At 66.5% G+C, this 26,931-nt stretch carries 19 protein-coding genes and 1 pseudogene; 10 read left to right on the top strand and 10 right to left on the bottom strand.

The window, feature by feature from the left end; all coding sequences use genetic code 11:
- The first annotated feature begins 108 nt into the window (after positions 1-108).
- The 5 genes from ACSQ3N_RS04360 (at position 109) to ACSQ3N_RS04380 (ending at position 8,714) form a co-directional block, all read left to right on the top strand.
- Positions 109-2,235 carry an acetyl/propionyl/methylcrotonyl-CoA carboxylase subunit alpha gene (locus ACSQ3N_RS04360; protein ID WP_436145680.1) on the top strand — a complete coding sequence of 709 codons (2,127 nt, stop codon included), beginning with the start codon at positions 109-111 and terminating at the stop codon, positions 2,233-2,235.
- On the top strand, positions 2,232-3,491 hold the full coding sequence (locus ACSQ3N_RS04365) for an acyl-CoA dehydrogenase family protein (protein WP_436145681.1): 1,260 nt from the start codon (positions 2,232-2,234) through the stop codon (positions 3,489-3,491). The genes ACSQ3N_RS04360 and ACSQ3N_RS04365 overlap by 4 nt, the downstream gene beginning before the upstream one ends.
- A gap of 239 nt (positions 3,492-3,730) precedes the next feature.
- Positions 3,731-4,618 (top strand): 3-keto-5-aminohexanoate cleavage protein, encoded by an 888-nt coding sequence (locus ACSQ3N_RS04370; protein ID WP_436145682.1) that lies wholly within the window; start codon positions 3,731-3,733, stop codon positions 4,616-4,618.
- Between the two features lie 319 nt (positions 4,619-4,937).
- The gene (locus ACSQ3N_RS04375; protein WP_436145683.1) at positions 4,938-7,724 is read left to right on the top strand and encodes a midcut-by-XrtH protein; all 2,787 of its coding nucleotides are present in this window, start codon (positions 4,938-4,940) and stop codon (positions 7,722-7,724) included.
- Between the two features lie 348 nt (positions 7,725-8,072).
- On the top strand, positions 8,073-8,714 hold the full coding sequence (locus tag ACSQ3N_RS04380; RefSeq protein ID WP_436145684.1) for a LysE family translocator: 642 nt from the start codon (positions 8,073-8,075) through the stop codon (positions 8,712-8,714).
- A 211-nt stretch (positions 8,715-8,925) separates the two neighbouring features.
- On the opposite strand, the gene ACSQ3N_RS04385 is transcribed toward ACSQ3N_RS04380, so the two are convergent.
- Together ACSQ3N_RS04385 and ACSQ3N_RS04390 are read right to left on the bottom strand one after the other, a co-directional pair.
- The gene (locus ACSQ3N_RS04385; protein WP_436145685.1) at positions 8,926-11,097 is read right to left on the bottom strand and encodes a 3-hydroxyacyl-CoA dehydrogenase NAD-binding domain-containing protein; all 2,172 of its coding nucleotides are present in this window, start codon (positions 11,095-11,097) and stop codon (positions 8,926-8,928) included.
- Between the two features lie 25 nt (positions 11,098-11,122).
- Positions 11,123-12,328: an acetyl-CoA C-acetyltransferase gene (locus tag ACSQ3N_RS04390; RefSeq protein ID WP_436145686.1), complete on the bottom strand. Its 1,206-nt coding sequence runs from the start codon at positions 12,326-12,328 to the stop codon at positions 11,123-11,125.
- Between the two features lie 175 nt (positions 12,329-12,503).
- Between ACSQ3N_RS04390 and ACSQ3N_RS04395 the strand changes: the two genes are divergently transcribed.
- Positions 12,504-12,806, top strand: coding sequence for a hypothetical protein (locus tag ACSQ3N_RS04395; protein WP_235507267.1), 303 nt, complete (start codon positions 12,504-12,506; stop codon positions 12,804-12,806).
- Between the two features lie 182 nt (positions 12,807-12,988).
- Here ACSQ3N_RS04395 and ACSQ3N_RS04400 read toward each other — a convergent pair whose 3' ends face one another.
- The 7 genes and pseudogenes from ACSQ3N_RS04400 to ACSQ3N_RS04430 form a co-directional block, all read right to left on the bottom strand.
- Positions 12,989-14,152: an acyl-CoA dehydrogenase family protein gene (locus tag ACSQ3N_RS04400; RefSeq protein ID WP_436145687.1), complete on the bottom strand. Its 1,164-nt coding sequence runs from the start codon at positions 14,150-14,152 to the stop codon at positions 12,989-12,991.
- A gap of 120 nt (positions 14,153-14,272) precedes the next feature.
- Positions 14,273-15,436 (bottom strand): ABC transporter substrate-binding protein, encoded by a 1,164-nt coding sequence (locus tag ACSQ3N_RS04405; RefSeq protein ID WP_436145688.1) that lies wholly within the window; start codon positions 15,434-15,436, stop codon positions 14,273-14,275.
- Positions 15,437-15,673: 237 nt separating this feature from the next.
- On the bottom strand, positions 15,674-17,530 hold the full coding sequence (locus tag ACSQ3N_RS04410; RefSeq protein ID WP_436145689.1) for an AMP-dependent synthetase/ligase: 1,857 nt from the start codon (positions 17,528-17,530) through the stop codon (positions 15,674-15,676).
- Between the two features lie 7 nt (positions 17,531-17,537).
- Positions 17,538-18,359, bottom strand: coding sequence for an ABC transporter ATP-binding protein (locus ACSQ3N_RS04415; protein ID WP_436145690.1), 822 nt, complete (start codon positions 18,357-18,359; stop codon positions 17,538-17,540).
- Positions 18,356-19,195, bottom strand: a complete 840-nt coding sequence (locus ACSQ3N_RS04420) for an ABC transporter ATP-binding protein (RefSeq protein ID WP_436145691.1) — start codon at positions 19,193-19,195, stop codon at positions 18,356-18,358. The genes ACSQ3N_RS04415 and ACSQ3N_RS04420 overlap by 4 nt, the downstream gene beginning before the upstream one ends.
- Positions 19,192-20,266, bottom strand: a pseudogene (locus tag ACSQ3N_RS04425) (branched-chain amino acid ABC transporter permease). The gene ACSQ3N_RS04420 and the pseudogene ACSQ3N_RS04425 overlap by 4 nt, the downstream one beginning before the upstream one ends.
- Before the next feature lie 4 nt (positions 20,267-20,270).
- Positions 20,271-21,146: a branched-chain amino acid ABC transporter permease gene (locus tag ACSQ3N_RS04430; RefSeq protein WP_436145692.1), complete on the bottom strand. Its 876-nt coding sequence runs from the start codon at positions 21,144-21,146 to the stop codon at positions 20,271-20,273.
- Positions 21,147-21,811: 665 nt separating this feature from the next.
- Between ACSQ3N_RS04430 and ACSQ3N_RS04435 the strand changes: the two genes are divergently transcribed.
- On the top strand, positions 21,812-22,312 hold the full coding sequence (locus tag ACSQ3N_RS04435; RefSeq protein ID WP_436145693.1) for a thioesterase family protein: 501 nt from the start codon (positions 21,812-21,814) through the stop codon (positions 22,310-22,312).
- Between the two features lie 223 nt (positions 22,313-22,535).
- Complete coding sequence (locus tag ACSQ3N_RS04440) at positions 22,536-23,111, top strand: bactofilin family protein (RefSeq protein ID WP_056163938.1); 576 nt, start codon at positions 22,536-22,538, stop codon at positions 23,109-23,111.
- Between the two features lie 253 nt (positions 23,112-23,364).
- Here ACSQ3N_RS04440 and ACSQ3N_RS04445 read toward each other — a convergent pair whose 3' ends face one another.
- Positions 23,365-23,808, bottom strand: coding sequence for an acyl-CoA thioesterase (locus ACSQ3N_RS04445; protein WP_056163935.1), 444 nt, complete (start codon positions 23,806-23,808; stop codon positions 23,365-23,367).
- A gap of 45 nt (positions 23,809-23,853) precedes the next feature.
- Here ACSQ3N_RS04445 and ACSQ3N_RS04450 point away from each other — a divergent pair, with 45 nt between their 5' ends.
- Together ACSQ3N_RS04450 and ACSQ3N_RS04455 are read left to right on the top strand one after the other, a co-directional pair.
- Positions 23,854-25,686 carry an ABCB family ABC transporter ATP-binding protein/permease gene (locus ACSQ3N_RS04450; protein WP_396503385.1) on the top strand — a complete coding sequence of 611 codons (1,833 nt, stop codon included), beginning with the start codon at positions 23,854-23,856 and terminating at the stop codon, positions 25,684-25,686.
- 189 nt (positions 25,687-25,875) lie between these two features.
- The gene (locus tag ACSQ3N_RS04455) at positions 25,876-26,808 is read left to right on the top strand and encodes a 2-hydroxyacid dehydrogenase (protein ID WP_436145694.1); all 933 of its coding nucleotides are present in this window, start codon (positions 25,876-25,878) and stop codon (positions 26,806-26,808) included.
- The last annotated feature ends 123 nt before the right edge of the window (positions 26,809-26,931 follow it).

The following is a 26,931-nucleotide window of genomic DNA, read 5'->3' on the forward strand; positions in this document are numbered from 1 at the left end:
AAAGATACTGATCGCCAATCGCGGCGTTCATGCCGCAGGCATGGCGAAGCAAATTGCCCGCGCACGCGAAGCGTGCAGGCGGGCGATGGAGCCGCGAGGGCACAGCTTATGAAAAAGATACTGATCGCCAATCGCGGCGAAATCGCTCGCCGGGTGATTCACACCGCCCACCGCATGGGCATCGCAACGGTGGCCGTCTACTCCGACCCCGACGCCAACGCCCTGCATGTGCGCGAAGCCACCCAGGCCGTCGCCCTGGGCGGCGCATCCAGTGCCGACACCTACCTGCGCACCGACAAGCTACTGGCCGCTGCCCGTGCCACCGGTGCCGATGCGGTGCACCCCGGCTACGGCTTTCTCAGCGAGAACGCCGACTTCGCCCAGGTCGTGGTCGATGCCGGCCTGATCTGGATCGGCCCGCCCGCCGCGGCCATCCGGGCGCTGGGCAGCAAGGCCGGTGCCAAGGCGCTGGCGGCGGTGCACGGGGTGCCTTGCCTGCCGGGCTACGCGGGAGGCGACCAGAGTGATGAACGTTTTGTGCAAGAGGCCGCGCGCATCGGCTACCCCGCCATGGTCAAGGCCGTGGCGGGTGGGGGAGGGCGCGGCATGCGGCTGGTCACCGATGTAGCGCAACTGCCCGCCGCACTGGCCAGCGCCCGGTCCGAAGCGCTGGCGGGCTTTGGCTGTGGCGACCTGCTGATCGAGCGTGCGCTGCTGCAGCCCCGCCATGTGGAGGTGCAAATTTTTGCCGATGCCCACGGCGCGTGCATCCACCTGGGCGAGCGCGATTGCTCGGTGCAGCGCCGCCACCAGAAGATCATCGAAGAGTCTCCCAGCCCAGCGGTAGGCGCCGCGCTGCGCGAGCGCATGGGCGCCTGCGCCGTGGCCCTGGCGCAGGCTGCCGGCTATGTGGGCGCGGGCACGGTGGAGTTCTTGCTGGATGGCAACGATGGGGACGACGCTGCAACGTCCCAAGCCGCGAAAGACCCACGCCCCGCAACAGCCGGGGCCCCGTCCCCGGGGAGCGCAGGGGCGCCATTCTTCTTGATGGAGATGAACACCCGCCTGCAGGTGGAGCACCCGGTGACCGAAGCCCTCACCGGCCTGGACCTGGTGGAGTGGCAAATCCGCATCGCGTGCGGCGAGCCGCTGCCCATCACGCAGTCGCAGGTCGATCTGCAAGGCCACGCCATCGAGGTGCGCCTGTGTGCCGAAGACGCGCACTTTCGGCCGCACACCGGCAGCGTGCTGCACTTCAGAGCGCCCGCGGCCACGGCCTTTGAACGCGCTGCGCCGGGTGCGCTGCGGTTTGACCACGCGCTGGAGGAGGGCGCCGAGGTCTCGCCCCACTACGACGCCATGCTGGGCAAGCTCATCGTGCATGCGCCCACGCGGGCCGAGGCCATCGACGCGCTGGTGCGCGCGCTCAACGCCACCCGCGTGCTGGGTCTGCCCACCAACCGCGCATTCCTGGCGGCGTGCCTGCAGCACCCGGCGTTCCGGGGCGGGCAGGCGCTGGTGCCGTTTCTGGCAGAGCATGCAGCGGGTCTGCAGGATCTGCTATTAAAAGAGGAGCTGTTGGCGCTGGTCCCTTGCGCGGTAGCGGCCATTTTTGCTTCAAATTCACCCACACCAGCCTCCGCCAGCCTGCCGTGCTCATTGGCGCGCCCGCTGCGCCTGCGCCACCAGGGCACAGTGCTGCCGCTGTCGGTGCGCGAACTGGGAGCCGGGCGGCTGCAGGTGGAGCGCGCCCAGCCTGCCAGCGCCTCGCCAGGGTTGATGGAAGCCATCACGACCACCACCACGGTGCAACTGACCCCGCAGCCCGGCGGTGCGGTGCGTGCCACCGGCCAGGGCGGCGATGCGCCGGTGGCCGACCACACGGTGCACGCCGTGCCCGTGGGCCGGCTGCGCTGGCACTGGCAGACCGGTGGCGTGGATGGCTGGGTGGAAGACGCATCCTGGGAGCCGGCAGCCCGCGCGGGCGCCGCCGGTGGCGCCACCGAGCTGCGCGCGCCCTTCAACGGCAAGGTGGTCGCGCTGCCGGTGGCCGCGGGCCAGGCGCTGGCGGCGGGCGACACCGTGGTGGTCATCGAGTCCATGAAGCTCGAACACAGCCTGGCCTGCCCCGTGGCCGCCACCGTGGCCGAGTTGCTGGTCGCGCCGGGCCAGCAGGTGGCGCCCGGCCAGGTGCTGGTGCGCTTTGCTCCCGCCCTGCCAGGAGGTCCCGCATGACGGCCCCGACGCACACGACGTCGGAGAGCGACGAAGACCGCAACGCACTCACCGACACCGTCACCCGTTTTGCCCGCGCCGAGATCGCCCCGCACGTGGGCGCCTGGGACGCGGCCGGTGAATTCCCTCGCAGCCTGTACCGCCGCGCAGCGGACCTGGGCTTGCTGGGCCTGGGCTACCCCGAGCAGTACGGCGGCACGCCTGCCAGCTACGCCTTGCGCCTGCCGCTGTGGCGCGCGCTCAGCCGCCACGGTGCCAGCGGCGGCGTGCTGGCCAGCCTGCTGTCGCACAACATCGGCCTGCCGCCCGTGCTGGCCCACGGCAGCGACGCGGTGCGCGCCGAGGTCATCCCGCTCGTGCTGGCGGGCGAGCAGATCGCCGCGCTGGCGATCACCGAGCCCGGTGGCGGGTCGGACGTGGCACAGCTCAGGACCACCGCGCGGCGCGAGGGGAATGACTACGTCGTCGATGGCGAGAAGGTGTTCATCACGTCGGGCATGCGTGCGGACTGGATCACCGTGGCCGTGAGGACCGGGGATGCCGGCAGAGACCATGAGCCCCCACGCTCCCCTGCTTTGCAGGGGTCGCTGCCCCCCGAGGGGGCGCTTGCCGCCTTGGGGCGGCCCGGCGGCGGCAAGGGCAGCGCGGGCATCTCCATGCTGCTCATCCCCGGCCACAGCGCGGGCCTTTCGCGCACGCGCCTGGACAAGATGGGCTGGCTCTGCTCCGACACCGCGCACCTGCGCTTTGACAACGTGCGCGTGCCGGCGCGCTACCTGCTGGGCGAAGAGGGTGCGGGTTTTCGGATCATCATGTCCAACTTCAACGGCGAGCGCTTCGGCTTGGCCGTGTCGGCCCTGGGCTTTGCCGAGGCCTGCTACGACGAAGCGCTGGCCTGGTCCCGCCAGCGCAAGACCTTCGGTGCCGCGCTGGTGGAGCACCAGGTCATCCGCCACAAGCTGGTGGACATGCAGATGCGCATCCAGTCCACGGCCGCATGGTGCGAGTCCGTGGCTGCGCAGGCCGATGCGGGCCACACCGGTACCGAGTGGGTGGCGAACGTGTGCCTGCTCAAGAACCACGCCACCCAGACCCTGCAGTTCTGCGCCGACCAGGCCGTGCAGATCCTGGGCGGCATGGGCTTCATGCGCGGCACCGTCAGCGAACGCATCTACCGCGAGGTCAAGGTCATGATGATCGGTGGCGGTGCGGAAGAAATCATGGAAGACCTGGCTGCCAAGCAGTTGGGTATTTGAATGGAAGCGTTGCCCGTGACCAAACGCCCACCCTTGTTCCCACCGTTCGGGCTGAGCCCGTCGAAGCCAGGTCTCCGCTGCCCCAGACCGTTCAGGCTGAGCTTGTCGAAGCCATGGCACGCCAACCATCAACCGTTCGGGCTGAGCCTGTCGAAGCCAGGGCACCCGCCTTCGACAGGCTCAGGCCGAACGGTCGGGGTGTTGCGAAGCAAGAGCAGTAACGCCATTCGGAGACGCACATGACCAGTCATGCAACCAGCCACAAAGCCATCATCACCTGCGCCATCACCGGCGTGCTGACCGACCCCGGCCAGCACCATGTGCCCGTCACGCCCGAGCAGTTGGCGAAGGAAGCCCGCCGCGCCTGCGACGCAGGCGCCGCCGTGGTCCACGTGCACTTTCGCAACCAGGAGCCCGGCAAGGGCCACCTGCCCAGCTGGGACCCGCAGGTCGCGCGCGACTGCGTGCAGGCCATGCGCGAGGCCTGCCCCGGTTTGATCATCAACCAGACCACCGGCGTGGTCGGCCCCCACTACCAGGGCCCGCTGGATTGCCTGCGCGCCACCCGCCCCGAGATGGCCGCGTGCAACGCCGGCTCGCTCAACTACCTGAAGGTGCGCAGCAACGGCACCTGGGCCTGGCCGCCCATGCTGTTCGACAACCAGCCCGCCAAGGTCAAGGACTTCATCGACGTGATGCTGGAAACCGGCACGTTGCCCGAGTTCGAATGCTTCGACGTGGGCATCGTGCGCTGCGTGGAGATGTATGTGCAGACCGGCATGTACACCGCGCGGCTGCCCGAATACAACTTTGTGATGGGTGTCGAGTCCGGCATGCCCGCGGACCCGGACCTGCTGCCCATCTTGCTCAAGCTCAAGATCAAGGACGCCCCCTGGCAGGCCACCGTCATCGGCCGCGCTGAGATATGGCCCGTGCACCAGCGCGTGGCCGAGCTGGGCGGGCATTTGCGCACGGGGCTGGAGGACACGTTCTATCTGCCGGATGGGACCAAGGCGGATTCGAACGGGCCGTTGATCGAGAAGCTGGCGCAGTACGCGCGCAATGCGGGGCGGGAGGTGGCGTCGCCGCAGGAGGCGCGGGGGGTGTTGGGTTTGGCTGGCGCGTAGCGTAGGCCACGCATTGCCCGCCTGTTGCGCGGCTTTGGCAGGCAGTTTGCGTACGTGCGCCTCCCCCACGGCGTTGGAGTAAGTCTTGTGCTCCGTGGGTCTGTTGCAATTTTCTATGATGGCTTACCTGCTTTTACAGGGTAGAGTGCCGGCGCCATCCCTCCAGGCGGCCTGCCGCAGGCCTTGTGCAGGCATGCCCGACAGGCAACCCCCCATGAGCTTTCATTCTTCCAACAACGAAGGACTATCGATGTTGCGCCCCTGGTATTGCGCCCCATTTTTCGCTGACCCTCTCGGTGCACGCAGTGCACTGCGGCGCATGGCGGCTGCAATGCTGCTGGTGGCCGCAATACCGGCGGCGCAGGCGCAGACGATTACGGCAGGCGCGCTCGCAGCCGCAGCGATACCCGTCGACCACCCTGGCGCCTTGCTGCTGCTGGCGGTGGCCATGGTGGCCTGCATGGGCTGGATGGTGCGCACGAAAGGCCTCGTGTCCTCCGCCACCTTGCGCAGCGTGGCGCTGGGAGCCGTGGCCACGGTGCTGGGCGCCTTGGTGGTGTGGGGTGACGCTGTGCAGGCCCAGTTGCAGGAGCTGCAGGCTGCCTTCCACCAGGCGGGTGGAGAAACGCTCACGATTCCCGTGCAGGCCACGGGCACCACACCCGGTGGCGATCCTTCGGGATTCCTGCCGGTGGTCTACACCAACCGGACAGCGTCCGGCTTGCGCATCACCAGCATCACGCAGCCGAGCTGGAGCACCTGCTTTCCGCTGGGCATTCCGTCGCCCCTGCCAGTGACCCCGGCCCGCCCGGGCACCGTCTGTGCCGTTGGCACTGCACTGCCTGCAGGCGGCGCGTGCTGGGTCGATGTGGCGGCACTGTGTGCTGCTGCGGCCACCGCGGCGCAGGGCCATCAGTCCAGCACCTTGCTGGCCGATACCGTGTCGGCGGTGGCGGCAGCGCAGGCCACGGGCAATGTGCTGCTCAATGACCTGGACCCTGATGGCCCGCTGGTGCTGGCCAGCTTCACTTACCAGGGCACGCGGTACGCGGCCGGCACGCCGGCCACGGCGGCAGGGCTGGGCACGTTGACCATGCAGCGCAACGGCGACTACACCTTTGTGGCGGCCTCGCCGTTCACTGGCGCCAGTCCGCTGGTAGTGACCTACACCGTGCACACGGGCGCATCGAGCACGCTCAGCATCACCGTGAACCGTGCGCCCGTGGCGGTGAACGACGCAGTCTCCACCAATGCAAACACCCCTGTGACCGTCTCTGTGCGCGGCAACGACACCGATGCCGACGGTGACCCCCTCACGGTTGCCAGTGTGACGCCGGGCGCTCACGGCTCGGTGGTGATCGATGCCGTCACGAACAACCCCATCTACACACCCAACGCAGGGTTTGCCGGCAGTGACAGCTTCACCTACACCATCAGCGACGGCAAGGGCGCCACATCCACCGCAACCGTCACGGTCACGGTCAATGCGCCGGCCAATGGCGCGCCCGTGGCCAACAACGATGTGGCGACAGTGGATGAAGACAGCTCTGTAGTCATTGCCGTGCGCGGCAACGACACGGACCCCGATGGCGATTCGCTCACGGTTGTTGGCGTGACTCAGGGCGCCAATGGCTCGGTGGTGATCGATGCCGTTACAGGCAACCCCATCTACACCCCCAACGCCGGGTTCACCGGTACGGACACCTTCACCTACACCGTCGACGATGGGCATGGCCACACGGCGACCGGCACCGTCACGGTGACTGTGAATCCCACCGTGAATCAGGCGCCGGTCGCTGCCAACGACACGGCCCTCACGCGCATGGACACGGCCATTTCCATTCCCGTGTCCACGTTGCTGGCCAACGACACCGATGCCAATGGAGACGTGCTGACCCTGGTGTCGGTACAGGCGGCAGTGAACGGCACGGTCAGCCGCATCGGCAACAATGTCATCTTTACGCCAGCCAGCGGCTTCGAAGGTGCCGCCAGCTTCACCTACACCATAGAGGATCCCTCCCGCGCCAGCAGCACGGCCACGGTCAATGTGACCGTCGGCTCGGCCACCACGCCTTCGTTGGTGGTTTTGAAGTCCCTGGTGGTCAATGCGCACGGCACTGGTGGAACCAGCGCCAGGTTCCCTATCACCACAATACTGGTGGACACGGATGGCTCCGAGAGCCTGTCGATCAGGGTGAGCAACGTGCCCACGGGTGTCTCGTTCAATGCGGGCGCCAACCTGGGTGGCGGCGTGTGGCAGCTTGCCGAGGCGGACCTGCCCAACCTGATGCTGAATCTTCCTGGCAGCTACACGACCAACGCAACCCACCTGACCGTACAGGTCACATCCACGGAAACCAACGGTGGCGTCACTGCGAGCGTGAGCAGTGTGGTGACGCTCAAGGCGGCCTACACAACGGTGGACATCACCACGACAGCGAGTGGCAGCTACACCGGCAGCTCTGCCAACGAATTCATCCAAGGTGGAAATGGCGACAACACCATCAATGCCGCCAATGGCAACAACATCGTCCACGGTGGTGACGGTGATGACAACCTCTCTGCCGGGAGCGGGTCCGACATGCTCTACGGCGGCAGCGGCAACGACACCATCAACGCCGGCAGCGGTGCCGACGTGATCTCGGGCGGTCCCGGCAACGACACCTTGATCGGCGGCGATGCCGGTGAAAACTTCGTGGACGTGTTTGTCTGGAGCCTGGGCGACCAGGGCGCTGCCGGGACTCCTGCGGTGGACACCATCCAGAACTTCGAAACGGCGGCAGCGGGCAGCAATACCGCGGGGGGCGACGTGCTGGACCTGCGCGACCTGCTGCAGGGGGAGCACGTGGGTCCATCCAACGGCGCGGGCAACTTGGCGGACTATGTGCACTTCGAGATATCGGGGGGCAACACCATCATCCACATCAGCCACACGGGTGGGTTTGCTGCGGATTCCCACTTCGTTGGGGCCGCCTATACCAGCGCCACCGAAACCCAGCAGATCGTTCTTTCGGGGGTCGACCTGCAGTCTCTCTACTCCGGCGCCACCACCGACCAGCAGATCATTACCCAGCTGCTGAACAACAACAAACTCATCGTGGATTGATGGCGGCGAGCTGGCCGGGCCCGTATCTGCCGGACGGGGCATCCGCCCGGCTCCGATACAGCCACGGGTGGTGGTCGGCGGGGCTGCGGGTCCTTCGGCCCCCGGAAGCAGCCTGGCATCTGGACCTGCAGCCCAAGCGGCGGGCGTTGGCAGGCCCAGCTTCCATCTTTTCAGGCCTCTGCCGCTGGTTTGCAAAGGAACGAATGCTATTGATTGGATAGTATTCGGTTTGCTGCGATGCCTTGGACATTCAGGGCAAGCCTCAGCACACCACCATCCCCATCACTGTCACCGTCTGCCCCGGCCAGCCAGGGGCGGCCAGCCAAAAAAAGCCAGGCAGCCACCACCATGTTGACCACCGCCCAGGCCATCGCGTTTCTTCTCACCGCCGTCATGCTCACAGCCACGCCCGGCCCCGACAACCTCATGGTGCTCAGCGCCGGCATGTCCAAAGGCCGCCGCGCTGGCATCGTGTTTGGCCTGGGTTGCGCATTGGGTTGCTTCAGCCATACCGTGCTGGCCGTCATTGGCGTAGGCGCTATCCTGGCCGCATCGCCAGTGGCCTTCACGGCGCTCAAGTGGGCGGGTGGTGCCTACCTGATCTGGCTTGGCACCCAGGCCCTGCGCCATGCAGGCGCTGTGCGCATCGAAGGCGCCCATGGCAGCTCCAGCAGCCAAACCGCTGCTGAATCGCTCGGCCGCACCTTCTCCAAGGGCCTGATAGCCAACGCCATCAACCCCAAGGTCGTGCTGTTCTTCCTGTCGTTTCTGCCGCAGTTCGTGGATGCATCGCGCGGCGGCATGGAGCTGCAGCTGGGCTTGCTGGGGCTGCTGTTCACGGCCCAGGCGGCGGTGCTGTTCGGGTTGCTGGGCTACTTCTCAGGCAGGGTCGGTGGGTGGATCCACCGCAAGCCGCGGGTGGGTGTATGGCTGGACCGGCTGGCGGGCACGGTGTTCATTGCGCTGGGGTTGCGGATGGTGGCGCGGTAAGCTCCATGGCGGCGGACGCTTCACGCTGAAAGATGTGGTGCTTCTCGCACTGCGCAGCGCAGCGCAGAGCAGCGCAGAGCAGAGCAGAGCAGGGCTGTGGTGGATGTTCACCACAACACCGAACCAGCGGATAGGGCAGCTGGTCGGTGATGCGTTTGGTGTGCCAGAAGCGAGTGCCTTCAGCTATCCGGTTCGAATGAAACAAGGTCGATCAATAGGTGGGCTGAAAGTCTCGAAGGGCATCTCGGGCTTTTGCTTCCACAGCGAACCCCGCCCCGTACGTCGCCGCCAGCTCATCCGCCCGCTTCAGGAACGCCTCCATTCCCGTGCCGTAAACGAACTGCATCGCACCCCCCGTCCACGCCGGAAACCCGATCCCAAAGATCGACCCGATGTTCGCGTCATGCACGCTGGCCAGCACCCCCTCGGCCAGGCAGCGCGCGGTCTCGATGGCCTGGCGATAGAGCAGCCGGTCCTGGATTTCCTGCACGCTCCATGCCACGTCGGGCTTTTCGAACAGAGGTTTCAGCTCCGGCCACAGGTGCTTCTTGCCGCCTGCGGGGTAGTTGTAAAAACCGCCGCCACCCGCACGGCCAGGACGCTTCAGCTCTTTGACCATGCGCTCCACCAGCAGCTCGCCGGGCGTGGGGGTGTAGGTCTTGCCTTCCGCCGCGTAGTCGGCGCGAGTCTGGTCCAGCACGTGCACGCTCAAGGTCAGCGCGGTTTCGTCCAGCACGGCCAGCGGGCCCACGGGCAGGCCGGCCTGCAGGGCGGCGTTTTCAATCGCGGCGGCGGGGATGCCTTCGCCCAGCATGGCGGCGCCTTCCATCACGTAGGTGCCGAAGGTGCGGCTGGTGTAGAAGCCGCGCGCGTCGTTGACCACGATGGGCACCTTGCCCAGGGTCTGCACGTAGTCGAAGGCGCGGGCCACGGTCTCGTCGTCGGTCTGTTTGCCTCGGATGATCTCCACCAGCTTCATCTTGTCCACGGGGCTGAAGAAATGGATGCCGACAAATTTCTCGGGCCGGCTGCTGGCCGTGGCCAGGCCGCTGATGGGCAGGGTGGAGGTATTGCTGGCAAAGAACCCGCCGGGCGCGAGTTGCGGCTCGGCCTCGCGCGTGACCTGGGCCTTGAGGTCGCGGCTTTCGAACACGGCTTCGATGATGAGGTCGCAACCCGCCAAGTCGGCTGCGCTGGCGGTGGGCGTGATGCGCGAGAGCAGCGCTTGCTGCGCCTCGGCCGTCATGCGGCCCTTGTCCACGCGGGCTTGTGCGAGCTTGGCGCTGTAGGCCTTGCCGGCCTCGGCCTTTTCCGCGCTCACGTCCTTGAGCACGGTGGTGATGCCTCGGCTGGCCTGGGCCCAGGCGATGCCGGCGCCCATCATGCCGGCGCCCAGGATGCCGACCTTTTGCGGCTTGTAGCGCGGGGCTGAGCCAGGGCGCGACTTGCCGCTCTTGATCGCGTTCATGTCGAAGAAGAACGTGTTGATCATGTTGCGCGCCACGGGGCCGGTCATCAGGCGGGCGAGGTAGCGGCTTTCGATGCGCAGGGCGGTGTCGTAGTCCACCATCGCGCCTTCGACCATGGCGGCGAGGGCCGCCTCGGGCGCGGGGTAGCGGCCACGCGTGGTCTTCTTGAGCATGGCGGGCGCCACCGTCAGGGCGCTGGCGATCTTGGGGTTGGCGGGCGTGCCGCCGGGCACACGATAGTTCTTGTCGTCCCACGGCTGCACGGCGTGCGGGTGGGTGGCGATGTGGGCCAGGGCGGCGGGCAGCAGTTGCTCACGAGTGGCCACCAGCTCGTGCACCAGCTGCAGGTCCAGCGCCTCGGCGGGGTTGAAGAGCTTGCCTTCCAGCACATAGGGCTGCGCGCCCATCAGGCCCAGCAGGCGCGTCATCTTGGTCACGCCGGTGGCGCCGGGCATCAGGCCCAGCGTGACCTCGGGCAGGCCGAACTGGATCTTGGGGTCGGCCACGGCGATGCGGTAGTGGGCGACCAGGGCCACTTCCCATCCGCCGCCCAGCGCGGCGCCGTTGAGGCAGGCAACCACCGGGATGCCCAGGGTTTCGAGCGTGCGAAAGTGCGCCTTCATGCGCTCGATCTCGCTGAACGCGGCAGGCGCGTCGGCGGGTGTCAGGCGCATGGTGGCTTTCAGATCGGCGCCCGCAAAGAAGCTGGTCTTGGCGGATGCAAGGACGATGCCCTTGAGCGCGGCGCCCAGGCGCTCGCGGTCTGCCACCACCTGGGCGGTGACCTCGCCCAGCTCTTGCTGCCACTGGCGGCACATGGTGTTGACGGGGGAGTTGGCTTCGTCGAATGTGATGACGGCGACCTGGCCTTCGGTGCCCTGGGCGGGGATGAGTTCGTAGCGGATGGTTTGCATGATGTTCTTGTCTCCTGCCCGTCAATCAAATGCGTTCAACGATGGTGGCAATGCCCATGCCGCCGCCCACACACAGTGTGGCCAGGCCATAGCGCTGGCCCCGGCGGTGCAGTTCGTCAATCAGGGTGCCGAGGATCATCGCGCCCGTGGCGCCCAGCGGGTGGCCCATGGCGATGGCGCCGCCGTTCACGTTGACTTTGTCGTGCGGCACGCCCAGTTCGCGCATGAAGCGCATGGGCACGGCGGCAAACGCCTCGTTGACTTCGAACAAATCGATCTGGTCGATGGTCATGCCCGCACGGGCCAGCGCCTTCCTGGCGGCGGGCACGGGGCCGGTGAGCATGATGGTGGGGTCGGCGCCGCTGAGCGCCGTGGCGACGATGCGTGCGCGCGGAGTGAGGCCATGGGCCTTGGCGGCGGCCTCGTTGCCGATCAGCACGGCGGCGGCGCCGTCCACGATGCCCGACGAGTTGCCCGCGTGGTGCACGTGGTGGATGCGTTCCACCTGCGGGTAGCGCTGCAGCGCCACGGCGTCGAAGCCCATGCCGCCCAGTTGCTCGAACGAGGCCTTGAGCGCGCCCAGGCCTTCGAGGGTTGTCTTGGGCTTGATGAATTCGTCTTCCGCCAGGATGGTCTGGCCGATGAAGTCGCGCACGGGCACGACGGAATGCTTGAAATAGCCAGCGGCGCGCGCCGCGGTGGCGCGCCGCTGCGATTCGAGCGCGAAGGCGTCCACGTCGGCGCGGGTGTAGCCGTCCAGCGTGGCGATCAGGTCGGCGCCGATGCCCTGGGGCACGAACAGCGTCTCCGAATTGGTGGCAGGGTCTTGCGCCCAGGCGCCGCCGTCGGAGCCGATGGGCACGCGGCTCATGCTCTCCACGCCGCCGGCCACCACCAGGTCCTCCCAGCCGCTGCGCACCTTTTGCGCGGCCAGGTTCACGGCTTCGAGGCCCGATGCGCAAAAGCGGTTGACCTGCACGCCCGCACAGCGAAAGTCCCACCCGGCCTTGAGCGCGGCCACCTTGGGCAGCACCGAGCCCTGCTCGCCCACGGGCGAGACGATGCCCATGACCACGTCGTCCACCGCGGCCGTGTCGAAGCGGTGGCGCGCCTGCAGCTCGATCAGCAAGCCGGTGAGCAGGTCGATGGGCTTGACCTCGTGCAGGGTGCCGTCCTTCTTGCCCTTGCCGCGCGGGGTGCGCAGCGCATCGAATACATAGGCTTCGGTCATGAATGGTCTCCGGTGGTCTCTGACATGGTTCGGTGAAGGCGCGCACGCTGGCAAAGCTGACCTTGCCCGCGGCAAGGCGCGGTGATTGGTGGCTCACACCACGACAGCACGCTCTCTGACGCCGGTGCGGCGGTTTTTGCACTATCTTTCGGTCGTTGCTTTCTCAATTTTGGCTATGAAACGAAATACATCCTCTGCCTTGCAGCGCATGGTCCGTGGCGCTGTGGAATACGACGACACGCGTGAAGGTTTTGCGCTGGAGCACCATGTGGCGCTGGCGGCCTCCAGCGCTCTGGCGGTGGCGGCCTTCATGGCGCCCAGTCCCGGCGCGGCGGCCATTCGCGGCATCGGCGCGGGTTTGCTGCTGATGCGGGCCCTCAGTGGCAGCCAGGGCGTCCGGTCCTGGGTGAATGTCACCGACCGCCGCCCCGGCGCGCCGCTCAGCCCTGAAGAAGCCCGCGCCGCCTGGTACCTGTAGAGGCGTTCGGCGCCCGCGGATACCCATTGGCCTTCCCACCATAGAAGCCGATCACGCTGAGCTTGTCGATGCGCCGCGCGGGGTGTCGACAAGTTCAGCTTGAACGGCAGGGGATGGCTGAACGCGAGGCCGAGGGAGCCAAGGTGGGTACGGGGCGGGTTCACGTTGTCTTGCGCGTTGTGTTACTTGCCCAGGCCCATCGCACGCGCAATCACCTCTTTCATGATCTCGTTGGTGCCGCCGTAGATGCGCTGCACGCGCGCATCGGCATAGGCGCGGGTGATGGGGTATTCCCACATATAGCCGTAGCCGCCGAAGAGCTGCACGCACTCGTCCATCACCTTGCACTGCAGGTCGGTGGTCCAGTACTTGGCCATGCTGGCGGTCTGGGTGTCGAGTTGATCGCGCGTGATCAGCTCGCAGCATTTGTCGACGAACACGCGCGCCACCTGCACCTGGGTCTGCAGCTCGGCCAGGGTGTGGCGGGTGTTCTGGAATGAGGCCACGCTCTGGCCGAAGACCTTGCGGTCCTTCACATAGTCCACTGTCCAGTCGATGGCGGCCTGCGCGGCGGACACGGCGGTGATGGCGATCTGCAGGCGCTCCCAGGGCAACTGCTCCATCAGGCAGATGAAGCCACGGCCTTCCATGGCGGGGCCGCCCAGCAGGTTGTCGGCGGGCACCTTCACGTCGGTGAAGAACAGCTCGGAGGTGTCCTGCGCCTTCATGCCCATCTTCTTGAGGCGCTGGCCTTTTTCAAAGCCGGGCATGCCGCGCTCCACCAGGAAGAGGCTGGTGCCCTTGGCCCCGGCCGCCGGGTCGGTCTTGGCGACCACGATCACCAGGTCGGCGTGCCAGCCGTTGGTGATGAAGGTCTTGCTGCCGTTGAGCACATAGTGCGATCCGTCGGCACTCTTCAGCGCCGTGGTCTTGATGCCCTGCAGGTCGCTGCCGGCGGCGGGCTCGCTCATGGCGATGGCGCCCACCACCGCTCCGCTGGCCATTGGCGGCAGGTAACGGCGCTTTTGCGCTTCGGTGCCGTAGTGCAGGATGTACGGCGCGACGATCTCGCTGTGCAGCCCGAAGCCGATGCCGGTGGTGCCGGCGCGCGCCAGCTCTTCCATCTGCGCCACCGAATAGAGCTTGTCGGCCCCGGCGCCGCCGTATTCCTCGGGCAGGCTCATGCACAGAAAGCCGTTGGCGCCCGCCTGGCTCCACACCTCGCGCGCCACGTAGCCCTGGTCTTCCCAGGCGGCGTGCTGGGGCACCACTTCCTTGTCGATGAAGCGGCGGAAGCTGTCGGCAAAGGCCAGGTGGTCGCTCTGGAAGAGGGTGCGGTCGATCATGGCGGCGATCCTATTTTTGCAAAGTTACTGCTTGGTTAAATTCTGCCACTGTCCAGGCCCGGACGCACCCCCCAATGAAAAAGCCGCCCACGGCGGCTTTGGGGGCGCAGCAGGGCGCGGCTACTTCACGTAGTCCGACACCACCTTCCACTTGCCGTCGGTGATCTGCGACAGGCGCGACAGGTCGCTGCCCAGGCGCTTTTGCGGGCCGTAGGTGGCCTGGGCGCTGCCGAACATGTCGGGCGGGATGACCATGGTGTCCATGGCTTTGATGAAGCTGTCGGTGGTAAGGCCCGTCCCCGCCTTTTGCGCGGCCTTGATGAACGCGTCCACCGCGCCGTAGCCGTAGACCGAGAACACGGTGGGGTCTTCGTTGAACTTGGTCTTGTACTTGTTGGCCCAGAAGCGGATGGGCTGGCTGGCTTCATCCAGGTAGGGGTGCTGCACCGTCATGGTGGCGTACAGCCCGTCCATGGGCTTGCCGCCCAGCTTGTGGATGAGGTCGGTGTAGGCGGCGCTCGATCCGAGGAATGTGGGGTTGAAGCCCGTCTTGCGCGACTCGCCAATGGTGCCGATGGTCTCGCGGATGATGGTGCCCAGGATCACGAAGTCGCAGCCCGAGGACTTCATCTTGGCGACCTGGGACGAGAAGTCGGTGGCGCCGCGCTTGTACGAGGTCTTCTCTGCGAATTCCATGCCGATGGACTTGAGCGCCGCCTCGCCGCCGCGCATCACCTCCAGGCCGAACTCATCGTCCTGGTAGATGGTGCAGACCTTCTTGGCGTCTTTCTCCTTGATGAGCTTGGGGGCGGCCAGGCGGATCTGGTCGTAGTAGGTGGCGGCGAACGAGTACTTGAGCTTGTGGAAGGGCTCGTACATTTCGCGCGCGGCCGTTACGGGGAAGAAGTTGATCACGTTCTTGCTGAACTGCACCGGCATGGCGGCGAGGTTCTGCGCGGTGCCGATGTGCGCGATCATCATGAAGATCTTGTCCTGGTTGACAAGCTTTTGCGCGGCCAGCACGGCTTTCTTGGGGTCGTAGCCCGAGTCCTCCACCTTGAGGTCGAGCTTGCGGCCGTTCACGCCGCCTTGCTCGTTGGCCTCGTCCACGCGCAGCATCATGCCCAGCCGCACCTGCTTGCCAAAGCCCGCCAGCGGGCCCGACAGATCCTGGATAGAGCCCAGCGTGATGGTGTCCTTGCTCACGCCCTGGGTGGCCTGTGCATGCGCGGCGCCTGCAGCCAGGGCCATGGCAGCCAGGGCTGCGATGGGATGAAGTTTCATGGCACGTCTCCTTCGGTTGGATCGAACACGATCGCTCGTTATAGAACGATGCCCGGGGTGGGGCACCAGCACTTTCCCTATCTGGGGCGGGCCTGGGTGGCGGTGCGCCCTGGCTTCGACAGGCTCAGCCCGAACGGTAGGGGGTGATTGCACGGCTTTGGGGTTCAATCCACAAACCCTCAATCCACCAACCCACCAACCCCCACCCGTTCAGCCTGAGCTTGTCGAAGGCCGCCCCTACCGGTACATCGCCTCGATCTGCGCCGCGTACTTCTGCTGCACCAGCTTGCGCTTGAGCTTCATGGTGGGCGTTAGTTCTTCGTCCTCGGCCGTGAGCTGGGTGTCGAGGAGGAAGAACTTCTTGATCTGCTCCACGCGGGCGAACTGCGTGTTCACGCGGTCGATTTCGGCCTGGATCAGGTCCTGCACCTCGCGCGCACGCGTCAGGCTGGCGTAGTTGGAGAACGGCACGTCGTTGTCCTGCGCAAACTTCTCCACGTTCTCCTGGTCGATCATGATGATCACGGTGAGGTAGGGCAGCTTGTCGCCGATGACCACTGCGTCCGTCACGTAGGGGCTGAACTTGAGCTCGTTCTCCAGCTCGCTCGGCGTGATGTTCTTGCCGCCGGCCGTGATGATGATGTCCTTCATGCGGTCTGTGATGCGCAGGTAGCCGTCGGCATCGATGGTGCCCACATCGCCCGTGTGCAGCCAGCCGTCGGCGTCGATGGTCTCGGCCGTCTTCTCGGGCAGATTGAGGTAGCCCTTGAACACGTTGGGGCCGCGCACCAGGATCTCGCCGGTGGCGGGGTCGATGCGCACCTCGTTGTAGGCCGCCGCAGGGCCGATGGAGCCGGGCTTGATGCGGCTGGCGGGCACGCCGGTGGCCGCGCCGCAGGTCTCCGTCATGCCCCATACCTCCAGCATGGGCACGCCCAGGGCGAGGTACCACTTCACCAGTTCGGGCGAGATGGGGGCCGCGCCCGTGACCAGAAAACGCGCGCGGTGGATGCCGATGAGCTTGCGCACGTTGTTCAGCGCCAGCCAGCGCGCCAGCTGGAACTGCGCCTTCAGCAGCCCGCCCACGGGCTGGCCGGCCAGCACCAGGTCGGCAATGCGCGTGCCCACGCCGATGGACCACGCATAGGCCGCCTGCTGCAGCGCAGTGGATTCCTTGAGCGCGATCATCACGCCCGAGTAGAACTTCTCCCACACCCGCGGCACGGCGGTGAACACGGTGGGCGCGATCTCGCGCACGTTCTCGGGCACGGTGTCGGGGTTCTCGACGAAGTTCAGGCGTGAGCCGGTGTACAGCGAGAAGTACTCGCCCCCCATGCGCTCGGCAATGTGGCACAGCGGCAGAAAGCACATGGCCTCATCCTGGTCGGTGCGCGAGATCAGCGTGTTGTAGCCGCGCACGGTGTAGGCCAGTGCGGCGTGCGTGTGCATCGCGCCTTTGGGCTTGCCGGTGGTGCCCGAGGTGTAGACGAGGATGGCCACGTCCTCGGGCTGGCAGGCCTGCACGCGCCGCATGAGTGCGTCGGGGTTCTGCTGGTTCCAGGCGCGGCCCATGTCGCGCAGCGCCTGCAGGCTAATGACGCCAGGGTCCTGCAGCCCGCGCAGGCCTTCCATGTCGAACACGACGATCCTGCGCAGCAGCGGCAGGCGGCCGCGCACTTCCAGTGCCTTGTCGAGCTGCTCGTCGTTTTCCACGAACAGCACGGTGGTGGCCGAGTCTTCGCTCAGGTAGTGCACCTGGGCCGCGGCGTCGGTGGGGTAGATGCCGTTGGAGACGCCGCCGCAGCTGAGCACCGCCAGGTCGGCCAGCACCCATTCGATGTTGGTGTTCGACAGGATGGACGCACAGTCGCCGCGCGCAAAGCCCAGCGCCATGAGCCCGCCCGCGATCTCGCGCACGGCCTCGGCAGTCTGGTCCCAGGTCCAGCTCTTCCAGATGCCCAGCTCCTTTTGCCGCATCCACACGTTGGGCCCGCGCAATGCCACCGCGTTCCAGAACATGGCGGAGATGGTGCTGCCGGCCAGCACGTCGGTGCCGGCGGGCTGGATGTGATCGAGGTCCCAGAGATTGCTCATGTAGTCCTCACCGCCATGTTTTCTTCTTCTTCCACCGCCGCTCGCCGCGCACGCCTTCGTCCTTCATGCCCAGGTAGAACTCCTTGATGTCGTCCTTCTCGCGCAGGCGTTCGCAGCTGTCTTCCATCACGATGCGGCCGTTTTCCAGCACGTAGCCGTAGTCCGATGCGTTGAGCGCCATGTTCGCGTTCTGCTCCACCAGCAAGATGGTGGTGCCGCGCTCGCGGTTGATGCGCACCACGATCTCGAAGATTTCCTTGGTGAGCTTGGGCGACAGGCCCAGGCTGGGCTCGTCGAGCAGGATGAGTTCGGGGTTGGCCATGAGCGCGCGCGAGATGGCCAGCATCTGCTGCTGCCCGCCCGACAGCAGGCCCGCGTCCTGCGCCGCGCGCTCCTTGAGGATGGGGAAGTAGCCGTACACCGTTTCGATGTCGCGCGCGACGGCATCGGTGTCGCTGCGGGTGTAGGCGCCCATGAGCAGGTTGTCGCGCACTGACAGCAGTGCAAACACCTCACGCCCTTCGGGCACGTGCATGAGGCCCCGGCGCACGATGGCCGCGGGGTCGCGCGCCGTGATGTCCTGGCCCTGGAATTCGATGGTGCCTTTGCGCGGGTCGATGATGCCGCTGATGGTCTTCAAGATGGTGGTCTTGCCCGCGCCGTTGCTGCCCAGCACGGCCGCGATCTCGCCGCGCCGCACCTGCAGGCTCACGCCCCGGATGGCCTTGATGGGGCCGTAGGCACTCTCGACGTTCTGCAATTTAAGCAGGGGTTGTGGGTCGGCCATGGCCGCGGCGCCAGCGTTGTCGACGGCGAGAACGGCGCTCATGCCCGCACCCCCTGGCTGGAGCCCGCCGGCCGGCGCAGGTTGCTCACGTCGTCGATGGTGCCCAGGTAGGCCTCGATGACGCCGGGGTGCGACTGCACCTCGCGCGGCGTGCCCATGGCCACCACTTCGCCCTGGTTCATGGCCAGCACGCGGTCGGACACCTTGGAGACCAGCGACATGTCGTGTTCCACCATCAGCACGGTGATGCCAAGCTCGTGCTGGATGTCCTGGATCCAGAAAGCCATGTCGTCGGTCTCCTCCACGTTCAGGCCCGACGAGGGCTCGTCGAGCAGCAGCAGCTGGGGCTCGGTGCACAGCGCGCGCGCCAGCTCCACCACCTTGCGCACGCCGTACGGCAGGCCGGCCACCAGCGTGTCGCGGTAGTGCTGCAGGTCGAGAAAGTCGATGACCTGCTCGGCTTTCTCACGGGCGCGCACCTCGGCGTCGCGCACCTTGCGGGTGAAGAACATCTCTGCCCACACGCCGGTCTCGCGGCGCGTGTGGCGGCCGATCAGCAGGTTGTGCAGCACGCTCGCATGCTCGAAGAGTTCGATGTTCTGGAAGGTGCGGGCAATCCCCAGGCCCGCTACTTTGTGCGGCGCCTGGTCGGTTAGCGGCAGCATGGCGCCGCCCGGGCCGGCGTACGCGATGGTGCCGGTGGTGGGCGTGTAGATGCGGCTGATGAGGTTGAACACCGTGGTCTTGCCTGCACCGTTGGGGCCGATGAGGGTGAACACCTCGCCCCGGCGCACGTCGAAGCTCACGTTGTTGACCGCCAGCACGCCGCCAAAGCGCACGCTGAGGTTCTGGGCGGTGAGCAGGATGTCGTCGTTCATTTCAGCCTGTCCGATTTTTGGAAGGACTTCTGCCGCTTGAACATCCCCCTGCGGTAGAACGGGAACATCTGCAGCCAGGTGCGCACCTTGAGCCAGCGGCCATACAGGCCCATGGGCTCGAACAGCACGAACGCGATCAGCACCGCGCCATAAACCACGGCCTGGAGCCCAGGCGCCTGGCCGATGGCGGCGGGCAGCCAGTCCTTGCTGAGCGAAATCATCTGGGGCATGGTGATGAGGAAGATGGCCCCGAGGAACGCGCCATGCACCGACCCCAGCCCGCCGATCACGATCATCAGCAGCAGGTCGATGGACTGCAGGATGTTGAACTGGTCCGGCGAGATGAACTGCAGCTTGTGCGCATACAGCGCACCGCCGATGCCGGCGAGGGCCGCCGAGATGGAGAACGACAGCGTCTTGTAGCGCCAGGTGGATGCCCATGCTTTGTGCCGATATCTCCGAATCGCGAATCGCGACAAAGGCCCGGCCCGTGGAGGACCGCAGCAGGTTCAGAATGGCCAGCGTGCTGACCACGGCAATCACCAGGCACAAGAAGTAAAACGATTCGGTGGATTCGAACTTGAAGCCCCAGATCTCGGGCGGCACCAGGTGCTTGCCGGAGTTGCCGCCCGTCACCGATTCCCACCGCGCGAAGACCTCTTCGACGATGAACCCGAACGACAGCGTGGCCATGCCCAGGTAGATGCCCTTCACGCGCAGCGCGGGCAGGCCCACCACCACGCCCACCGCAGCCGACAGCCCCGCCGCGCAGGCCAGCGACAGCGCGAACGGCCAACCCATGCCCGTGAGCACCGCCTGCGTGTACGCCCCCACGCCGAGGAATGCCGCATGCCCCAGCGAGAACAGCCCCGTAAAGCCCGCCAGCAGCATGAGCCCCAGTCCCACGATGGCGTAGATCAGCACGAAGGTGAGCTGCGCCAGCCAGTACTCGGGCGCCACCCAGGGGGCTGCGACCAGCGCCATGGCCAGCAGGCTGTACCAGAAGACATGCCCGCCATGCTTGGCCAGGCGCAGGTGTTGTTCGTACGAGGTCTTGAAAAGAAAGCGCATGGGGTCAGACTTTCTTTCTCAATTTTTCGCCGAACAGACCGTTGGGTTTGACCATCAGCATGATCAGCACCACGATGTACGCGGCCGTGTCCTTGAAGCCGTCGGGCAGGTAGAAGCCCGAGAGCGATTCGACGATTCCGATGACCAGCCCGCCCACGATGGCGCCCGGCAGGCTGCCGAAGCCGCCCACCACGGCCGCCGGAAAGGCCTTGAGGCCGATCATCCCCATGTTGGCGTGCACGAAGGTGATGGGCGCGAGCAGCAGCCCCGCCACCGCGGCCACGGCGGCGGCCAGGCCCCAGGCCAGGCCGTTGAGCCGCTGCACGGGGATGCCCATGTAGTAGGCCGCCAGCTGGTTCTGCGACGAGGCCTGCATGGCGATGCCCAGCTTGCTGTAGCGGAACATCGCGAACAGCAGCAGGCACAGCACGGCGGTGGCGCCGATCACCACCAGTTGCTCGGCGTTGAGCACCAGCGCCCCCACCCGCAGGGACATGTCCTTGTAGGGCACGGGCAGCGTGTGGGTCTCGGTGCCGATGTTGGGGATCATCGTCACCAGGCCGCGCAGAACGTAGCCGATGCCGATGGTGAGCATGACGATGGAGAACGCGGGCTGGCCGAGGATGGGGCGGATGACGGCGCGCTCGAGTACGGTGCCGAAAAGGCCCATGGCCAGGATGCTCGCGATCACCGCCACCCAGAACGGAAAGCCCAGCACCGTCATGAGCGCCAGTCCGCAGAACGCGCCCAGCATCATGAGTTCGCCCTGCGCGAAGCTCACGGTTTCGGTGGCCTTGTAGATCAGCACGAAGCCCAGCGCGATCAGCCCGTAGATGCACCCCTGGGAGATACCACTGATCAACAGTTGCACGAATTGCACACGGGCTCTCCCGAAGAGGACTGACGCAGATCGGACGGGGGCAACGCGCAGGGCCTTGGACATGCGGTGTGTCCATCCTGGTCTGCGTGGGCCTTGGCAGATATTTATACAAAGCGATTGCTTTGCATAAATAATGGTGCACGTGCTGCGGGCGCACCGCACTCGGGGCTAACCCTGATGGCGCGTCCAGGGGCATGGAGTCCGGGGGGCCGCGGCGCATATTGACGCAGCCCGGTGCACCGCGCAATAAGGGTTGCGGCCTAGGCGGGCTCGGGTTGCCGGGTTGGGCCACCGATCGCGGTATCGAGCGTGTCAGCGGTGTTGGTCGCGTCGGGGCGCGCTGCAGGCGCCATGCAGGCGGCCTGGAGAGGCTTGGGTGGCCTGGTGGCGCACCGGTGCGGGCCTCGGGATCGCTCGCGCGCTCATGGAGCGCCGTGTCGCGTGGGTGACATGAAGCGGCTTCGCTCAGCTGCGCGTAACGTTGCGATCCGTCCTGCTCGATCGCTGCAGGACCGGGGCGGGCGTACCGCAGAGAGTTCTTTAAGAAAAAATAGCCGCTACCGCTTTATCACCAAGCGCTGGAAGCTATAAAAATAGTAGCATCCACGGTGCAGGCCTCTTCACGAAGCGCTGGCGCCACCGCACAGGAGCCGAACAGGAACCGCATGAGCAAGACCAACCACACCACGCCCTCTGCCGCCGAGCCGCGGGCGTTCGAGCCGGAGTTCATCACCGGGCTCAAGGCCATCTTCGAAGAGAAGATCGTGTTCAACCAGGTGCTGGGCCTGAAGGTCACGAGCCTCAGGCCCGACGGCGTGACCGGCCGCATCGACATGAAGCCCGAGCTGGTGGGGCACTACGCGTACAACCGCATCCACGGCGGCGTGATCAGTGCGGGCCTGGACGCGATGGGCGGCCTGGCAGTAATGGCCGCCATCGGTGCCAAGCACATGGACGAGCCGCCGGAGCAGCGCCTGCACCGCTTCGGCAAGCTGGGCACCATCGACCTGCGCATCGACTATTTGCGCCCGGGCATCGGCAGCCACTTCGAGCTGCGCGCCAACGTGCTGCGCCTGGGCTCGCGCGTTGCCAGCACCCGCATGGAGTTCCTGGGGCCGGACGGCGAGATCATGTCGGCGGGTGCGGCTGCGTACATCGTGTCGTAGCGGGCTGCGGGCTCGCCAGCAGGGGCAGGGCGCGTTCGGGCGGCCTGGTTCGCGCCCTGCAATGTCCCAAGTTAGCTTGGCGCAGCGCTGACCTCTGAATGTGTGATCCCGCAAGCCTTGCAAGTGCATGCAACGAGAGAACCGTTTGGTTACCGTTCTTGCGTAACGAAGGCATCTTTCCCTACACACGGTCCCTACGATGACTTCTTTTCAAGGAGATCTGATGGCCGTGCAAAACCCCTTCTTTGGCAAGCGTGAACCCGAATCGTTCCAACCCCGCCACAGCGCCACCACTTCCACACCGACCCCTTCCACCTCCGCCGGCCTGACGGGTACGGCGGCGACCAGCGGGCTCAATGCGCAGGCTCTGTCGGGCTCTGCTGCCAAGTCGCCCACCGATACCACGGGCAGCAAGCTCACGGTGGGCCCCAACATCAAGCTCAAGGGTGTGGAGATCACCGATTGCGACACCCTCGTGGTCGAGGGCACGGTGGAAGCCACCATGGATTCGCGCGTGATCCAGATCTCGGAGAACGGCGCCTTCCGCGGCTCGGCCGAAATCGACATCGCCGAGATCCATGGCGAGTTCAACGGCACGCTCACCGTGCGCCAGAAGCTCGTGATCTACAGCACGGGCAAGGTCAACGGCAAGATCCGCTACGGCAAGCTCGTGGTGGAGGAGGGCGGCCAGCTCGCAGGCGAGATCGAAGCGGGCTTTGCCAATGGCGCATCGTCGTCTGGTGTGCAGCGCACGGCATCTGCCCCACTGCGGGCCGAACCCACCGCCATGGCGGCCTGATCGCCGCGCCGCCTTGGCGGCGGTCCACTCCGCAAGGCATCCACCCACCCGGGCACCCGCGATGGCCCAGCCGCCTGGCTGGCGTTCGTCGCAACGGGTGCCTGTTCACGTCTGCGCCCCGTGCCCTGGGGGCTATGTATTGCGTGCCCAGGTTTGTGCCTGCAGCGACTGCTGTGGCAATCGCGCCTTGAGCGCGGGCCAATCGCGGGCCAATCGCGGGCCAATGCTTGGGGCCTTGTGCAGGCCCCAGCGTTTACTCGTCTGCTGCGGCAGCGGGCGCAGGCTGCGTGAGCTTGGACACGGCCCGTGGGCGACCTTGCTCGTCGATGGCCACATAGGTCAGGCGGGCCTCGGTCACCTTCACGTACCGGCCTTGTTCGGCAAAACGCTCGGCGTACACCTCCACCTCGACCGTGATCGAGGTGTTGCCCACGCGCGTGATGGCCGAGCAGAACGACAGGATGTCGCCCACCCGCACGGGCTGCTTGAAGATGAATTCGTTGACCGCCACGGTGGCCATGCGGCCTTGAACGTAGCGCGCGGGCAGCACGGAGCCTGCCAGATCCACCTGCGCCATCACCCAGCCGCCGAAGATGTCGCCGTTGGCGTTGCAGTCCGCGGGCATGGGGATGACCTTGAGCACCAGCTCCTTGTCTGTGGGCAATGCGGCGGGTGGTGGGCTGAAGATGGCAGACATGGGCAAAATCCCGGGTAGATAAAAAAACAACCGGAATTGTCCCCCATGCGCCGCACCGGCGAATCCACCTCCCCCCTCCCCACGCCCCCGGGCGCCGCCGCAGCGGCCTCCACGCAGTCCGACTGGTCCACGCTCTCCCGCCTGTTCCCCTACCTGTGGCAGTACAAGTGGCGCGTGCTCGCGGCCCTGCTGTTCATGGTGGGGGCCAAGGTGGCCAACGTGAGCGTGCCGCTGTTGCTCAAGAACCTGGTCGATGCGATGAGCATCAAGCCCGGCGACCCCACGGCGGTGCTGGTGGTGCCGGTGGGCCTGCTGGTGGCCTACGGGCTGCTGCGCCTGTCCACCTCGCTGTTCACCGAGCTGCGCGAACTGGTGTTCTCGCGCGCCACGCAGGGCGCCACGCGCAGCATTGCGCTGGCCACGTTCGAGCACCTGCATGCGCTGAGCCTGCGTTTTCACCTGGAGCGGCAGACCGGTGGCATGACGCGCGACATCGAGCGCGGCGTGAAGGGCATCGAGTCGCTGATCTCGTACTCGCTCTACAGCATCGTGCCCACGCTGATCGAGGTGGTGCTGGTGCTGACCATCCTGGCCGTGAAGTTCGACGCCTGGTTCGCCTGGATCACGCTGTGCGCGCTGGGCCTGTACATCCTGTTCACCGTGACGGTGACCGAATGGCGCACCAAGTACCGGCGCGAGGCCAACGAGCTCGATTCGGCCGCACACACCAAGGCGGTGGATTCGCTGCTGAACTACGAGACGGTCAAGTACTTCAACAACGAGGGCTTCGAGGCGCGGCGCTACGACGAGAGCCTGGACCGCTACCGCCGATCGCGCATCAAGGCGCAGTTCACGCTGTCGCTGCTCAACACCGGCCAGCAGCTCATCATCGCGGTGGGCCTGGTGGCCATGCTGTGGCGTGCCACGCAGGGCGTGGCGGCGGGCACCATGACGCTGGGCGACCTGGTCATGGTCAACGCCTACATGATCCAGCTGTACATCCCGCTCAACTTCCTGGGCGTGATCTACCGCGAGATCAAGCAGAACCTGACCGACCTGGACAAGATGTTCACCTTGCTCGACCGCGAGCGCGAGGTGGCCGATGCCCCCGGCGCGCAGCCCCTGGCAGGGCTGGACCAGCCCACGGTGCGCTTCGAGGACGTGCACTTCGCCTACGACCCCCAGGGCGGCCGCACCATCCTGCACGGCGTGAGTTTCGAGATCCCGGCCGGCAAGACGGTGGCGGTGGTGGGGCCGTCGGGCTCGGGCAAGAGCACGCTGGCGCGGCTGCTGTTCCGCTTCTATGACATCCAGCAGGGCCGCATCACCATCGCCGGACAGGAGATCCGCGGCGTGACACAGGCCAGTGTGCGCCAGGCCATCGGCATCGTGCCGCAGGACACCGTGCTCTTCAACGACACCGTGGCCTACAACATCGCCTACGGCCGCCCGGGCTCCACACAGGACGAGGTGGAGGCCGCGGCCCGCTCGGCGCGGATCCACGACTTCATCGCCAGCGCGCCCAAGGGCTACGGCACCATGGTGGGCGAGCGCGGGCTCAAGCTGTCGGGTGGCGAAAAGCAGCGCGTGGCCATCGCGCGCACGCTGCTCAAGAACCCGCCCATCCTCATCTTCGACGAGGCCACCTCGGCGCTGGACTCGGCCAACGAGCGCGCCATCCAGGCCGAGCTGCAGAGCGTGGCGCAGAACAAGACCACGCTGGTGATCGCGCACCGCCTGTCCACCGTGGTGGACGCGCACGAGATCCTGGTCATGGAGTCGGGCCGCATCATCGAGCGCGGCACGCATGCGCAGCTGCTGTCGCAGCGCGGGCGGTATTCGAGCATGTGGGCACTGCAGAATGAGAGCTCCCCCTGAAGCGCTTCGCGCTATCCCCCTGAGGGGGACGCCACCGGTGGCCCGGCAGAGCCGGTTCCACGGTGGCGCTGGTGGGGCCGCGCTCGTGGCATGCGTTGGTGGGGTGACTGACCGTTGCCTGCTTCTCTGGCGTCCCTTGTTTTGCTCCGTCGTTTTCGGTTCCTCGTTCATCCTGTTCCATCCGCTCCCATGAAACCTGTCCTGCTTGCCCTCATGTTCCTGTCCGAAGAACACCGCGCCCAGATGGCGCAGTCGTTCGAGGTGATCTATGCGCCCGACGCGGCGCAGGCTGCGGCGGCCATGGCCGAGCATGGCGCGCGCATCACGGTGGTGCTGACCATCGGCGCCACGGGCCTTTCGGCGACGCAGATCGATGCGCTGCCGCAGGTGTCGCTGATCTGCGCGCTGGGCGCGGGCTACGAGAACATCGCGGTGGCGCATGCCAAGGCGCGTGGCATCGTGGTGGCCAACGGCGCGGGCACCAATGACGACTGCGTGGCCGACCATGCGTTCGGGCTGCTGATCGCCACCGTGCGTGGCATCCCCAGGCTGGACGCCCTCACGCGCCAGGGCGTGTGGCGCACGGCGCTGCCGCTGCCGCCCAACGTGTCGCACAAGCGGCTGGGCATCATCGGCCTGGGCACCATCGGCAAGAAGATCGCGCAGCGCGCGCTGGGCTTCGAGATGGAGGTGGGCTACCACAACCGCAGTGCGCGCAGCGATGTGGCCTACCGTTACTTCGCCGACGTGACGGCGCTCGCAGGGTGGGCGGATTTTCTGATCGTGGCCACGCCCGGCGGCGCGGGCACGCAGCATCTGGTCGATGCGCAGGTGTTGCAGGCTCTGGGCCCGCGCGGCCATGTGGTCAACATCGCGCGCGGCAGCGTCATCGACACCGCCGCGCTGGCCCAGGCCCTGCGCGACGGCACCATCGCAGGCGCGGGCCTGGATGTGTACGAGAGCGAGCCTGCGCCGCCGGCCGAACTGACCGGCCTGGACACCGTGGTGCTCACCCCCCACGTCGCCGGCTGGTCGCCCGAGGCGGTGCAGGCGTCGGTGGACCGGTTCCTGGAGAACGCGCGCCGGCACCTGGCGGGCGAGGCGCCGGTGTCGCCGATCTGAATCACGGCCAGATGGATATCTGGCCGTGATTCACTACGCACCTGGGCAACAAGTGCCTGCGGCTAGTGAATTGCCGTGGCGGTAACAGGGTTGTAGACGTGGTGTTGCTCTGTAGTGCTATTT

The sequence above is a fragment of the Acidovorax sp. LjRoot194 genome (genome assembly GCF_964253015.1).
In the GTDB taxonomy this organism is placed as follows: Bacteria; Pseudomonadota; Gammaproteobacteria; order Burkholderiales; family Burkholderiaceae_C; genus Acidovorax.